Raw genomic sequence first — 14722 nt, 5'->3', positions numbered from 1 at the left:
AGGAATGATCAAATGGTTACAGTAGTTGAAAATAAAGCGACGTATGAAGAAATTATGCAAAAAGCAATCCGTATCGGTGAAGCTGCAGAGTTAGAAGCAATCCAAGCAGATCTAAACTCGACAATATCTCCACGCATCGCGGATATTATCCGTGAGGAGGAAATTCATCGTTTAATTTTACCGAAAGAGTTTGGCTATCCACAACTTGATTGGCGCACGTTCGTTGATATGGTAAGTACAGTTGGTTACCATAACTTATCTGCTTCGTGGTTAACATACTTCTTCTCAGTGCACAACTCTTGGGTATGCTACTATCCAAGGCACATTCGAGATGAAGTCATTAACCAAGGCGGCTTCGTAGCTGACGTATTTGCACCAATCGGCAAAGTAGAACCCGCTGAAGACGGCTATATCGTTTCGGGTAAGTACAACTTTGTAAGCGGTATTAATTACAGCGATTGGGTTGGCGTCGGCGCAATTATGAAATTCGAAGACAGCGACCAACCTGAACGTGTAGGTATTTTATTAAAAGTTTCTGATTTAGAAGTTGTGAAAACTTGGGACTCGCTTGGTCTTCGTGGATCAGGTAGTAATACATTAATCGTCGATAAAGTTTTCGTTAAGCCTGATGCAATTTTACGCTTTAGCAAAATTATCGAAAAGAGCCAACCACCGTATGAAGAGTTCGATCAAGACTACTTATACTACAACACACCATTCTACCCTGGCTTCTATGTAGGGTTCGCAGCAATGGCCGTTGGTGGTGCAGAGCGTGTACTTGACGAATTCGAAAAGCATACAGCTGGTCGCGTACGCTTCTCTGGCATAAATGAAAAAGATTCTCCTACGAGCCAACGGGTACTTTCGGAGTTAAAGCTTGAAATGCTTACTGCTAAAAGCTTATTAAATGAATACATCGCAATGATGGAAGCAGATAAAGGTGACCCATACGAAGGGGCAAAATATAAAGCAATCCGTGCAAAGATTATCGATAAGTGTACACAAATCGGCGTAAAATCACTACTTACTTTAGGTGGACACGCATTATTAAAGGGTCACCCGGTAGAACTATTCACTCGTGACTTAATGGCAATCGCAACGCACATTACTTCTTTATATGAAGACGGCATTTTAGGTTACGGTAGACATTTATTCGGCGTTAATACAAACATTCAAGGTTAATATTAGTATTTTAAAATGTAATTTATAAAGTGTGGATTTGTATTTCATATGTCTTCTTATATATAAAAAACAACTAATTATGAGGTGAAAATAAATGGAAAAATTTCATTACGCACCAGAAATTGCAAAATTAGGACACGTAGCTTTAGTGTCAGCAGATCTTGAAAAGTCATTATTGTTCTTCCGCGACACCATTGGCTTAGAAGAAACAGAAGTTGTTGATGGTGTACACTATTTACGAGCTTGGGGAGACTTCGAACATCATACTTTATCCATCACAGCTGGTGAAACTTCTTACATCGACCACATCGGCTGGCGTACCAAACGCCGCGAGGACATCGCAACTTTCGCAACCTTATTAGAAGATGCTGGTGCAGAAGTGCGTTGGATTGAGGCAGGCAAAGAGGTAGCGCAAGGCGAAGCCATCCGTTTCGAATTACCAAGTGGTCACCGTTTTGAACTTTACTACGATATGGAAAAAACACCGGCTGATAAATCTCGTAAATCAGTCCTTAAAAACCAAACGTATAAATCCTGGGCGAAGGGTGTATCTCCACGCCGTATCGATCATGTAAACTTACAAACTTCTCACGACAACGCGGGGATCGTAAAATTTTTACAAGAAGCATTAGGCTTCAAGTTGCGTGAATATTTCGTCAATCAAGACGATGTCCAAGTTGCCAGCTGGTTATCCGTAACTAACTTAGTACATGACGTAGCTGTTATGTCGACACCACGTTCAAAAGAACCAAACGAAATGCACCATATCGCTTACTGGTTAGACAACGCACAAGACTTACTACGTGCCGCTGACATTCTATGCGAGTCAGAAGTACAATTTGTTGGTCCTGGGAAACATGGGATTTCTCAAGCAATGTATATTTACGTAAAAGACCCAGGAAGCGGCTTACGTCTTGAAATCTTTACAAACGGCTACTTAATCTTCGAGCCAGACTGGGAGCCAGTAAAATGGACTTATGAAGAATATTTGAAAAATGGGTCTGCATACTGGGGTGATCGTCGACGTGATGATGTAGATCGTGAAGCACAAGTAAAAGAATTAGCGAAATCATAATAACTAAACCACCAGTATTCATGACCTTGAACGCTGGTGGTTTCTTAGGTAATAAATGTAGTTAGGAATATTATTAAAGGAAGGGGTGTTACTGTTGAAGGCAATGTTAAAGGTGTTAGTTTTATCTTTAATTGGCGGTTATATTTTTAGCCTGCTGCACATCCCTATTCCTTGGATGCTCGGCCCAATTGTTGTCATCATGTTGGCCCAATTTATTTATAAAGGACCACTCAGATGGTCCGGCAAATTGCGTGATTTAGGTGTCGTCATGGTCGGTACCGTAATAGGCGTACAATTTAACATCGATTTATTCGGCATGATGGGTTCAATTTTATTTTACATGATAACGCTAAACGTTATTTTAATCGGTGGCTCAATTGGCATCGCTTACTTAACGAGTAAATGGGCAAATATCCCGATGAAGGCTGCTGTACTAGGTGCTATCCCAGGCGGCTTAGGTCAAATCGTCGTATTTGCTGAAGAAGAAAAAGTAGAAGAAATTGGCGTTATTTCTTATTTTCAAGTAATTCGGCTGTTACTAGTCGTTGTATTCGTACCGTTTATCGTCGCTGGACAAGTAATAAGTAAGCAGCCAACTGACGCAAAGCTAACCATTAGTTTAGTATTATTAATTGCACTTGCATGGGTATGCTCACATTTAATGCAACGCATCCATTTGCCTGTCGCATTTTTCATTACACCCATTATTTTGTTAATTACCTTGCACCTCACAACACCTATCGTAATGCCACAAGTACCTGGCATATTCATGGACGTCGCACAACTATTAATTGGCGCTCATATTGGCTTAATGCTCAAGCCACATATGATTAAGCTTCCAGTACGTGTACTTGTAGGCGGCATTTTCAGCGCATTCGCACTGATTGCTCTAACATTTGGCTCAAGCTTCCTAATGTCGTTTGCATTGGACACAACATTTGCTACAAGTTTTCTAAGCACTGCCCCAGGTGGTTTAGATCAAATGGTATTATTAGCTGATGCAGTTAAAGCAGAAGTCTCGCTTGTTTCGATGTTCCAAACATTCAGGCTACTGTTCATCTTTATTTTAATAATGCCTTTGATGAAAATGTTTTACCGTTGGCGAGAAAAAAAGAGATTGTCTACTATCAAGCAAGCAGTGTAGTAAAGTATTAATATATAACAGCATAATTATGGAAAATTTTTATTGGAAATCTATACCTGTGGTGAAAACGCTCTGATACTTGAATTTATGTCAGTGGGGCCTTTTTTTGATTGAAATTTATAGGGTCAAAGTTAAACATATATAATAGAAGGAATTCGGTGTTTTCTTGTGGTAACCCTGTTCAAAGCATATTGGACTCGATATTCTAGAAAATCAGCATCTCCTTACTTTACATAAAAAAGCTGGCTCTATAAGGTTCGGACGGACCAAATTAGAGCCAGCTCTTTTATTTTTTCAACAATGGTACTGGTAAGATTCCTATAATTTCCTTTTCACAGTTCTAAAATAACTTACGATGCAATATAATCATCTTCCAATATATCGTCAGCTTTACACATGCTATAATATTTTCCTTTTGTTAACACAGCGAAAACTACAGTGAGGATAGAAGCTAGAATCGCCGCAAAAAAGGCTGCCGTACTTTGTAAGAACATCCCCATATATCCTAATGCAGCCACCGTACCTAAAACACTTGCCGTAACTAACGGAATGACTCCAACAGGATTCCATTTATACAATTTCTCCTGTCTGGCCTCATAATAACCAGGACCAATCTTTAATATCTTTTTCACTACTAAAGAATCAGTAACCAAAATAGCTGCCCAAGTCAAAAGAAAAACCCCTTGGAATGTCATGGCAGTATCTAAATGATCCAGTATGCCGCCCAACATCATGGCCATGGATATTACCCCTGCCACAACAATCCAAAAACGTCTGCCTGGTTTAAATTTAAAAACATTCTCAAAAAAGTTAGAGAGTGAAAGTGAAGCACTATAGATATTGGTAATATTAATTCTGATTTGAGTCAATAAAGTAAATATAACTCCACCTAAACCAAGGAGTGATACAATATAAACACCTGGATTGGACTCTCCTAAACGAACACCAAACCATATTCCAAGGCCGCCCATCACTCCAAAACAGAAAACTTGTGGTACAAATCCAATCATGAATGATCCTATTTTAATATCCTTTGGTTTAAGGAACCTTGCATAATCTGATCCAAGAAGAGCTGTTAACCCCATTATACCGTGCTGCATACCTATGCAGAGAAGCAAAGCTGTTCCTCCTGTTTGAATACCATCTGGCAAATATGTCCAAAAGTTCCCATCGTAAACCGAGGTTTTATTGAATGCTACTATGATGGTTGTTACTAAAAATACTCCGAATATAGGCAGTGACCATTTTTCTAATTTATCCAACTGTTTGATACCAAACCAATTTAAAGGTATAACGGCTGAACCAAAGACAATGATTAAAAGCCATACTGGGATGTGTGGAAAAAATGCATGTATGGCAGCAACTAATATCATGCCTTCAAATGCACAATACATGATAAAGTTGGATGCGTAAATAAAAGAGGTTAATGAGGCACCTATATATCCAAATCCTCCTCTGGATAATAAATTCACATTCATACCAGATTTAGCTGATAAATAAGCAATGATTGTTCCGAGTATTCCAGCCACAACGATGGCGTAAGCAGCTGAAATGATTGCGTTAACCGCCCCAAATTGAAGTGCCATTACACTTCCCATTTGAAAGTAAAAAATGGCTGTTGCGATTCCAAAGGTTATGTTTGTAATACTAAACCAGCCCATATTCCTTTTTTGCTTTGGTACCTTATCGAACGAATAGTCATCTTCTTTTTCTTTGAAATCTGTAGTTTGGACATTCCCCATTTTAACACCCCTTCTTTTGTGTATACTTTCACATATTATGAATGAAGGACACTTATGTCAGAAAAATAACTATGACTATATGAATTGGAACCAACTGGCCCTTGTAAAGGCCGAACCTGAAAATAGGATTTTTTTATGATTCATAATTACTGCGGAGGAATCATTCGATCGTTTCAATCAGATCTAAGTAATGGTTTTTCAGAAGGATTAAACCGCCGATTAGGCAGTTAGAAGTGAAGTGGAGGTTTTTAATCTAACAAACAGAACAGCCATGGTTTATTAGGGGGATAAATTAAACTTTCCTTTTATACAATAAAAAAAATGAGTACGAAGTGGAGCATTTAATGCCCGCCGAACCCATTACCAATTCAACATATAGTGTTTTCCAAAGCATTCAATGTGTTTTTTGTGAAGAGTTATGTTAATAGTATAACACAATCAGTTTACATAATCCAGATTTCCAGGAACATAAATGCGTTGCAAGCTTTCATAAGAGTCTAATCATATTCCATATTCAATACAGCTTTGTTCATCCGTTACAAGAAATATGAAAAGGCAACTCCCCAAAATGGTTAGTTGCCTATCCTTGAAATGAGTTGCGCCACACACTCTACGTGTGCGGAGTGTATGTGGCAACACATAGGATGTGGTGACCAGATATTTACGGCTCTAGCAAAAATCTTGTTAGGATACAAAGCCCTTTCTCCAATTCATCGGAGTCCTTAGGAGATGTTAGTGAAATACGAATAAATTGGGGAGCTTCATCTTTTTTGACCAAGAAACGATGCGAATGATAAACATGAATCCCCCGGGTTAGAGCAATATGCTCAAACTGGTTTAGTTGCCATTCTTTATGCAATGGTAACCAGCGAAAAAAACTAATAGGGTTTTCGCTCGGCTGATCGATTTGAAAATATTTCTGGTAAATCCGATTCCTTTCTTGTGAAATTTCCCTCTTTTTCTTAATGATTTGTTCAGCAGCCCCTGTATTAATTAATTCTGTTATAACTTCTGCATTTAAGGCAGATGTTTTTACATTGAGATTGAAAATTCCATACGTAATTTTTTCAACAAACTGATTGGCGTAAGCGATAAATGCAACTCGAATACCAGAGCTTAGTGATTTGGCAATACTCAGGATATAAACAAACCTTTCCGGTACAAAATGTGAAATAGGGAAATAGCCATGCGGAGCCAGGAAAGAGTATACGTCATCCTCTATTAAAATAAGCCCGTGTTTATTGATGATCTCTGCTATTTTCTTTCTGCGATTCATATTCATTGTTACAGCAGTTGGATTATTGCAGGAGGGACTCAAATAAATTCCCTGCAATGAATTTGTTCTGCAGACGGCATCTAATCTCTCCGGCTTCATGCCTAACTCATCCCCCTCAATAGGGATTAATTGGATATTCAACATTTTTGCCAGTTCAATAAAATTAGGATAAGTATACATATCCACCGCTATTCTATCTCCCGGATGAAACAAGGCCATCAGAATCAGCGAAAAAGAATTTTGCCCTCCTGAAGTGATCGCAATATTTTCAATGGGTACATCCATGTTATAACGTTGCATCCACTTTTTGGCTGCCATTCGATGATAAGGCATTCCTAACGGGTGTCTGTAATCTAATAAATTTTCCAGATAATCTTTGGTGGCAATTCTTTTAATCGCTTGTGCGACCAATGAGTTTGTGCTATCAAGGGGCTTGATGATCCCCATCTCTATATAATTCTTATTCTCATCACTTTCTGCCATGAAAATAGCATTTTTTATATTGGGAGTAACAAAGGTTCCCCTTCCGGTAACGGCATAGATTAATCTTTTCACTTCGCATATTTTAAATGCCCTTGTGATAGTGCTCAGGTTAATATCAAGGTAATCTGCTAATTCTCGTTGAGGAGGAAGTTTCGTATTGGGTGCAAGAAAGCCATTGAGAATATCATATTCCAGCAAACTGGCAATCGATCGATACAATGGAGGGACAAGCTGTTTTTTATCCGGCTTCCACGACATAGGATAATTTTCAAATGAATTAACTGGCATATAACACCCTCCTCGAAAAATTGTATTGCATACAATTATATCATTGAAGCCATACAATAAGGATGCTAAAGTTAGTTTACATACAAATTAGTTCTAAAAGTGAGTGAAGGAAGATGAACATAAGTGATAGCACTTTTTTGCGGGAAGAACACAGCTTCTTTGCCGGTGTACGGGATTGTCTGCCCACTGTACTTGGTTACTTAAGTATTGGATTTGCGGCCGGTGTTGTGGAAAAAACAGCAGGACTTTCGATTGTTGAAATTGGACTAATATCCTTGCTTTTATACGCAGGTTCTGGTCAATTTATTGCTGCCGCGATGATTGGGGCTAATAGTCCCACTCTAGCGATTATCTTTACTATTTTCTTTATTAACCTCCGCCATCTTTTAATGAGCGCGGCTATATCGCCTTATTTCCGTCATCTTTCACCCTTCAAGAATATATTAATCGGTTCTTTACTTACAGATGAAACATTTGGTGTGGCAATGAATGAAGCAGCAAGTAAGAAATGGCTCAGCGAAAAATGGATGTATGGTTTAAATATATCCGCTTATTTAAATTGGTTCATTGCCAATATTGCAGGAGCATTTTTCGGAGAATGGATTTCGAATCCAGAAAAATTCGGTCTTGATTTTGCATTGCCGGGTATGTTTATAGGCCTTCTTGTTCTGCAAATGGTCAGCCGAAGAAAATTGATGAAAGATGTTATTGTGGCACTATGTGCTGTTGCCATTGTTGTAGGGGTAAGTTTAGTCGCATCTGGAAGCGTAGGTGTTATTGTGGCGACAATCATTGCCTCAACCATAGGAATGGCGGTGGAAAAATGGAAGTAAGATGGTCTATCTTTTTAATTATTTTAGGCTCAGCCCTTGTAACATTCATTCCACGAGTGCTACCAATTGCGATTTTGAGTCGTGTTGAACTGCCAGAATGGACCATGAGATGGTTGAACTACGTCCCCATTGCCGTTATGGCAGCCTTAGTGGGGCAAGAATTGCTAATGCCAAACGGTAAATTGAAACCTTTGCAAAATAACCTTGAACTAATCGCCGCGTTGCCTGCCTTTATTATTGCCATTGTAACACGCAGTTTATTAGGAACTGTTGTAGCTGGAATCATCTCTATAATGATATTACGTTTTGTGTTTTAAATTGGTAAAGCACTGTCATGACCCGAAGTTTGCTAGATTTTGTCGAAAGAACAACTTATGCCAAAAAAAAGAGCCCATTTCTATTTTTGAAATAGGCTCTTTGAATTATTTTAATACTACTTTTGCTATGCACTCCACGTGTGCCATATGTATGTGGCAACACATCGGGTGTTGATGGGTTTACACTTGTTTTTAAAAAATTTTAGTTTCAAAAAATTAATTTCAAGATAGAAAAAGTAGCTGAAATCTAGTAAGATATCCACATGTGATATTAGATAAGGGGTTATATAAATGAGCGTATTAAACGTACAAAATTTAAGTCACGGTTTTGGTGATCGTGCGATTTTTAATAATGTGTCTTTTCGACTTTTAAAAGGAGAGCACGTTGGACTAGTTGGGGCAAATGGTGAGGGTAAGTCTACTTTCATGAATATTGTTACTGGGAAGTTGCAACCCGACGAGGGGAAAGTAGATTGGTCACGAAAAGTTCGTGTTGGTTATTTAGACCAGCATGCTGTACTTCAAAAAGGTACTACCATGCGTGAAGCTTTGAGTACTGCTTTTCAATATCTATTTGATGCTGAAGCAGAGATCAATGAACTTTATGCAAAAATGGGTGATGAAGGTGCTGATATCGATGCACTGCTTGCAGAAGTTGGAGAGCTACAAGAAACTTTAGATAGTAATGATTTCTATCGAATTAATTCAAAAGTTGAGGAAGTTGCTCGTGGTCTAGGATTAGACGATGTTGGACTTGATCGAGATGTAGATGATCTTAGCGGTGGGCAACGTACGAAAGTTTTGCTAGCTAAGCTTTTGCTAGAAAAGCCTGAAATCCTATTACTAGACGAGCCTACGAACTATTTGGATGAACAGCATATCGAATGGTTAAAGCGCTATTTACAGGAATATGAGAATGCATTTATCTTGATTTCACATGATATTCCATTCTTGAACAATGTTGTTAACTTGATCTATCACATGGAAAATCAAGAGTTAAATCGCTATGTTGGTGATTATGATAACTTCTTAAATATTCATGAAATGAAAAAGCAACAGCTAGAGTCTGCTTACAAGCGCCAACAACAAGAAATTGCTAATTTGAAGGATTTCGTTGCTCGTAACAAGGCAAGTGTGGCGACTCGTAATATGGCGATGTCTCGTCAGAAGAAGCTCGACAAAATGGAAGTAATTGAATTGGGGAGAGAGAAGCCAAAACCAGAGTTTAACTTCAAAGAAGCTCGTGCAACCAGTCGTTATATTTTCACGGCTGAAGATCTTGTTATCGGGTACAATGAACCACTTTCTCGCCCGCTGAATTTGAAAATGGAACGCGGACAGAAAATTGCATTCGTCGGTGCAAACGGTATTGGTAAGTCTACTCTTTTAAAAAGTATTCTTGGGTTGATTAATCCAATTTCGGGTACAGTGGAACGTGGTGAGTATCAACACATCGGTTACTTCGAGCAGGAAGTTAAACAGTCCAACTACAACACTTGTATTGAAGAAATTTGGAGCGAGTTTCCAAGTATGAATCAGGCTGAAGTCCGTGCTGCTCTTGCAAAATGTGGATTAACGACAAAACATATTGAAAGTAAAATCGAAGTCCTTTCTGGTGGCGAAAAAGCCAAAGTTCGATTGTGTAAAATTTTAAACACAGAAACGAATTTATTAATTCTAGACGAACCTACCAATCACTTGGATGTGGACGCAAAAGAAGAATTGAAGCGTGCTTTAAAGGCATATCGCGGAAGTATCTTGATGGTATCCCACGAACCAGATTTCTATCGTGAAATTGCGACCGATATTTGGAATTGTGAGGATTGGACTACGAAAGTTTTTTAAATAAAGATTAAGGGGTACCCAATGAATTAAATTCCACTTGGGTACCCCTTTTTATAACCATCCAAAATTTTTAATAAAAATATACTTTAGATTTCTTAAAAAGGTTCAAATGTAGCTAAATGTAGAATTTTTTGTGTGTCCATTTTTTAGGGACTTGACCACTGGCACCTATTTAAACTTTTTTTAGTTTACCTTCTTTGGTGGAATCTCTGCATTTTCAATTCTTTATCCGTATTATCAGTGGTAATAATTAGGTATCCACTTTTTTAGAAAAAAAAGTGAACGAACAAGATTCCCTCTCCACAAACAATCGTGATACCATTTTTATCAAGTTAAAATCATATATGTAGCAGTGCCAATTGCCACTAAATTCCCATCCGAGTTGAATATTTCAGCTTGTCCTGCTGCTAAGGTCTTTCCTTGCTGAAAAAGTTTAGCCTTTCCGATTAGATAAACTCCTTTGGCAGGACGAACATAATTTACTTTTAACTCAACTGTGGCAGAAGCCTGTTCTTTCGAAAGTGTAGAACGTACGGCAGAGCCGACAGCAGCATCAACGAGAGAAGCAAGTACCCCTCCGTGAACTGTACCTCTCCTTTGAGTTAAGTTAGGTGTAATATTTAACCTTAACTCTGCATACCCCTCCTCAATTATTTCCTCTGTCATTCCAATATAATCCCAAAAAGGACTCATTCCTGGTTCAGTTTTCCTCATAGAGTACTCCCTCCCTTTTTTTCGAAATATAATTAATGGCTTGTACCATGTAATTAGGCCTTATCCATTTTTGCACCATTAAAGAATCATAGAAAAGTTAATTCCACGGATGACTCGTTGTTAAAAACGCAGCCAACTCTTGGCTCTTTTGTTTTCTCACTTTTCGGATCTTTGCTCGCTCTGGTGCTGTTTCATGCAATTTTTTCTCTTCTTCTGTTTCTGGAATAATTTCTGGAACGCGTGTAGGCATTTTATTTTCGTCAAGTGCGACAAAGGTTAAAAGTGCAGTTGCTGCTATTTTACACTGTCCGCTTTTTAAGTCTTCGGCAATAATTTTTACGAACACTTCCATAGAGGATGTACCGGTCCAGGTTACATACGATTCAAAACATACAGAATCTGTTGGTCGGATGGGATAGAGAAAGTCAACCGAATCAGTAGAAGCCGTTACACATTCCCTCCGGCTATGACGGGCTGCGGAAATGGAGGCGACCTGGTCCAAATCACTCATTAACTTTCCGCCAAATAATGTATTATGATTATTTACGTCATTTGGAAATACCCTGCTCGTTCGTACAACTCGGGATTCCCTGCAATATTTTGTTTTCATAAGTATTTCTCCCTCAATCCATCTGAGCCCAAATCAATAGGTTACTTTGCAAACCAAACGGTATAAGTGTGCAGGTTAGCCGGATATTCCAGTGAATATGGATTTTTCTAATATTTCCACCACATCTAACGTTTGAACCTGATCTTCAACTTCTTTTGCCTTTGTTCCATCGCTGATCATGGTCAAGCAATAAGGGCATCCAGTACTAATTATTGTTGCTTTTGTTTCCAGAAGCTGCTCAGTTCTTGCAATATTGATCCGGGTTCCTGTATCTTCTTCCATCCACATGAGTCCTCCGCCGGCACCGCAGCACATGGCTGTTTCACGATTCCGTTCAGGTTCTTTAAGCTTCACACCAGGAATGGATTTCAAGATTCCACGAGGCGCATCGTACACATTATTGTAGCGGCCCAAATAACAGGAATCATGATAGGTAATCGTTTCATCCACATGATTTTTTGGCGTCAGTTTTCCTTCTTTAATTAAATTTGCCAGCAGCTCCGTATGATGATAAACTTCTGCTTCTAAACCAAACTCAGGGTACTCATTTTTTAGTGTGTTAAAAGCATGCGGATCGATTGTGACAATTTTCTTCACATCATACTTTTTAAAGGTTTCAATATTGGCATTTGCCAACTCTTGGAATAAAAACTCATTTCCAATTCGACGCGGAGTATCCCCGGAGTTCTTTTCCTCATTACCAAGTATGGCCAGTTTCACTCCTGCTTGGTTTATCACTCGGACGAAGGATTGAGCAATTTTTTGGCTCCGGTTATCATAGGATCCCATCGAACCAACAAAGAATAGATATTCAAATTCTTCCCCAGCTTTTTTTAATTCTTTAACCGTTGGCAGGGTAACATCTTCTAATACATCTCTCCATTTAAGCCGTTCCTTACGGTTTATTCCCCATGGATTACTCTGCCGTTCAATATTGGTAATCGCACGCTGGGCATCAGGATTCATTTTTCCTTCTGTTAGAACAAGATAACGGCGCAGATCAATGATTTTATCGACATGCTCATTCATGACAGGACATTGATCTTCACAGTTGCGGCATGTCGTACACGCCCAAATTTCTTCTTCCGTAATCACATCGCCAATTAAACGAACACTTTCTATTGAGGCAGCCACTTCTTGGACACCGGACAATCTACCCGCTAATGCTAATTGATTTCCCCTTGTATGGTTAAAAGCAAAGGCAGGCATCCACGGTCCTCTCGATGTAATGGCTGCACCTTGTTCCGTTAAATGATCCCGTAATTTTAGAATTAAATCCTTTGGGGAGAGCATTTTTCCTGTTCCAGATGCCGGACACATATTGGTGCATCGCCCACACTCCACACATGCATAAAGGTCTAATAGCTGCTTTTGGTTAAAATCTTCTATTTTGCTCACGCCAAATGTTTCCTGTGATTCGTCTTCAAAATCAATCGTTGATAATCGGCCGACCTTATGGGTACGCCCTAACCAAACGTTTGCAACTCCTGCAATTAAATGGGCATGTTTTCCTTGTGGAACATACACGAGGAATCCAAGTAAAAATAAAAGATGTCCCCACCAAAAAACAAAGAAGAGGGCACCTGCAACACCTTGCGGCAACGAGTTAAATACGATGGAAACAACTGAAGCAATCGGTTCCGTCCAACTAGGTTCATCCCCGAGCCAAATCATGTCCATTCCATTTGCCAATAACGTACAAAACATAAGTCCAGTAAGGAAAATATAAACAAGCCCAGCCATAAATCCCCGTTTTAAACGAGCAAGTTTTTCAATATAGCGCCGGTAGAAGCCCCATGCTGTCGCGAATAAAATCAGTAAGATAACCATTTCCTGTAAGAAAGTGAAATACGGATAAATAGGTCCAAATGGAAGATGGGATCCCGGGGCAAGTCCTTTCCAAATGAGATCAATCGCTCCGAATTGAACAAGCAGGAAGCCATAAAAATACATGACATGCATGGTTCCACTCTTTTTATCCTTCAGGAGCTTTTTTTGTCCTAATACATTGATGAGAATGGCATCGATTCTCTCTTTTGTCGTTCGGTTAAATTCAGCCTTTTTTCCTAACTTTATATAGTGATAGCGAGTTTTGACTAATGCTGCAAATAAGTAAATCGCATAGCCTGTAACAATTAGGAATAGAAGTATGTTCAAAATTTGTAATTGATTCATCCTAATGCTCCTTTAAGAATGGATTATAGCCGAACCCCTTTAAGGGATTCGACATCTTTGAAGCTAGTAAACAGCTACACTTTTAAACTCTTCTATTAATAATGGGATCACTTCAAATAAGTCCCCCACAATCCCATAATCAGCAATGCTGAATATATTGGCTTCAGGGTCTTTGTTAATGGCAACAATGACTTTGGCATTGGACATACCCGCAATATGTTGAATAGCACCTGATATTCCACAAGCAATGTAAAGATCGGGTGTCACCACTTTCCCTGTTTGACCAATTTGAAGAGAGTAATCGCAATAGTCTGCATCACATGCACCGCGGGATGCCCCAACCGCACCGCCTAACAAATCTGCTAACTCTTGCAAGAGATTAAATCCATCTTTGCTCTTGACCCCACGTCCACCGGAGACAATGATTTTCGCTTCGGAAAGGTCAACCCCGCTCGTCGCTTTATGAACAACATCTTTCACAATGGTTCGTAAATCTTTTATTTCAACATTCAATGAAGTAACTTCTCCAAAACGAGATTCATCCTTTTCCAGTGATGGAATATTATTTGGACGAATGGTAGCAAAAACGATTCCATCCGTAATCACTTTCTTTTCAAATGCTTTACCGGAGTAGATCGGCCGGGTAAATACAACCTGATCTCCGTTTACTTCAAGGCTGATTGCGTCCGATATTAATCCTGATTTAAGCCTTGCAGCAATTCTTGGGGAAATGTCCTTCCCTATTGACGTATGGCCTAAGATAAAGCCATACGGATTTTCCGCCTTAATCACTTGCATAATAGCTTGTGAATAGGCATCTGGAACATAGGTCTCTAAATCGGTGTGCTGTGCCACGATCACACGATCAGCGCCATAATGAATCATTTCATTTGCAAGTGGATCAGAATGATTTCCAAGTAGTAATCCCACTACTTCTCCACCATCTGCCATTTGCCTTGCGGCTGCAATTGCTTCAAAAGAGACATTTCGAATTTCACCTTGACGTACCTCACCTAATACCAAAACTTTTTTTGCCAT

At 39.1% G+C, this 14722-nt stretch carries 12 protein-coding genes; 6 read left to right on the top strand and 6 right to left on the bottom strand.

Annotation, left to right across the window (positions count from 1 at the left end):
- Window positions 1-12: 12 nt before the first annotated feature.
- From BDR01S_RS08160 to BDR01S_RS08150, 3 genes are all read left to right on the top strand, one after another.
- Entirely contained in the window at window positions 13-1182 is a 1170-nt protein-coding gene (locus BDR01S_RS08160; RefSeq protein ID WP_066251369.1) for an acyl-CoA dehydrogenase family protein, read from the top strand.
- Window positions 1183-1276: 94 nt separating this feature from the next.
- A complete protein-coding gene (locus BDR01S_RS08155; protein ID WP_066251366.1) occupies window positions 1277-2257 on the top strand; it encodes a VOC family protein in 981 nt (326 codons plus the stop codon).
- A gap of 103 nt (window positions 2258-2360) precedes the next feature.
- The gene (locus tag BDR01S_RS08150; RefSeq protein WP_066259724.1) at window positions 2361-3401 is read left to right on the top strand and encodes an AbrB family transcriptional regulator; all 1041 of its coding nucleotides are present in this window, start codon (window positions 2361-2363) and stop codon (window positions 3399-3401) included.
- Between the two features lie 350 nt (window positions 3402-3751).
- Here BDR01S_RS08150 and BDR01S_RS08145 read toward each other — a convergent pair whose 3' ends face one another.
- Together BDR01S_RS08145 and BDR01S_RS08140 are read right to left on the bottom strand one after the other, a co-directional pair.
- Window positions 3752-5143 carry a purine-cytosine permease family protein gene (locus BDR01S_RS08145; RefSeq protein ID WP_066251364.1) on the bottom strand — a complete coding sequence of 464 codons (1392 nt, stop codon included), beginning with the start codon at window positions 5141-5143 and terminating at the stop codon, window positions 3752-3754.
- A 661-nt stretch (window positions 5144-5804) separates the two neighbouring features.
- Window positions 5805-7190, bottom strand: coding sequence for an aminotransferase-like domain-containing protein (locus BDR01S_RS08140; RefSeq protein WP_066251361.1), 1386 nt, complete (start codon window positions 7188-7190; stop codon window positions 5805-5807).
- Window positions 7191-7303: 113 nt separating this feature from the next.
- Here BDR01S_RS08140 and BDR01S_RS08135 point away from each other — a divergent pair, with 113 nt between their 5' ends.
- The 3 genes from BDR01S_RS08135 to BDR01S_RS08125 all read left to right on the top strand — a co-directional run bounded on the left by BDR01S_RS08135 (window position 7304) and on the right by BDR01S_RS08125 (window position 10185).
- On the top strand, window positions 7304-8023 hold the full coding sequence (locus tag BDR01S_RS08135) for an AzlC family ABC transporter permease (protein WP_066251358.1): 720 nt from the start codon (window positions 7304-7306) through the stop codon (window positions 8021-8023).
- The gene (locus BDR01S_RS08130; protein ID WP_066251355.1) at window positions 8014-8340 is read left to right on the top strand and encodes an AzlD domain-containing protein; all 327 of its coding nucleotides are present in this window, start codon (window positions 8014-8016) and stop codon (window positions 8338-8340) included. Before BDR01S_RS08135 ends, BDR01S_RS08130 begins: the two co-directional genes overlap by 10 nt.
- Window positions 8341-8631: 291 nt before the next feature.
- Window positions 8632-10185, top strand: a complete 1554-nt coding sequence (locus BDR01S_RS08125) for an ABC-F family ATP-binding cassette domain-containing protein (RefSeq protein WP_066251352.1) — start codon at window positions 8632-8634, stop codon at window positions 10183-10185.
- A 327-nt stretch (window positions 10186-10512) separates the two neighbouring features.
- On the opposite strand, the gene BDR01S_RS08120 is transcribed toward BDR01S_RS08125, so the two are convergent.
- The 4 genes from BDR01S_RS08120 to BDR01S_RS08105 all read right to left on the bottom strand — a co-directional run bounded on the left by BDR01S_RS08120 (window position 10513) and on the right by BDR01S_RS08105 (window position 14722).
- Window positions 10513-10899 carry a PaaI family thioesterase gene (locus tag BDR01S_RS08120; RefSeq protein ID WP_066251349.1) on the bottom strand — a complete coding sequence of 129 codons (387 nt, stop codon included), beginning with the start codon at window positions 10897-10899 and terminating at the stop codon, window positions 10513-10515.
- Between the two features lie 97 nt (window positions 10900-10996).
- On the bottom strand, window positions 10997-11509 hold the full coding sequence (locus tag BDR01S_RS08115) for an acyl-CoA thioesterase (protein ID WP_066251346.1): 513 nt from the start codon (window positions 11507-11509) through the stop codon (window positions 10997-10999).
- 75 nt (window positions 11510-11584) lie between these two features.
- Window positions 11585-13684, bottom strand: a complete 2100-nt coding sequence (locus BDR01S_RS08110) for a (Fe-S)-binding protein (protein WP_066251343.1) — start codon at window positions 13682-13684, stop codon at window positions 11585-11587.
- Between the two features lie 63 nt (window positions 13685-13747).
- On the bottom strand, window positions 13748-14722 hold the full coding sequence (locus BDR01S_RS08105) for an electron transfer flavoprotein subunit alpha/FixB family protein (protein WP_066251340.1): 975 nt from the start codon (window positions 14720-14722) through the stop codon (window positions 13748-13750).

This window comes from Neobacillus drentensis NBRC 102427 (assembly GCF_001591445.1).
In the GTDB taxonomy this organism is placed as follows: Bacteria; Bacillota; Bacilli; order Bacillales; family Cytobacillaceae; genus Neobacillus; species Neobacillus drentensis.
The sequence above is the reverse complement of the archived record's forward strand: the minus strand, read 5'-3'. Positions and strand labels throughout refer to the sequence as shown.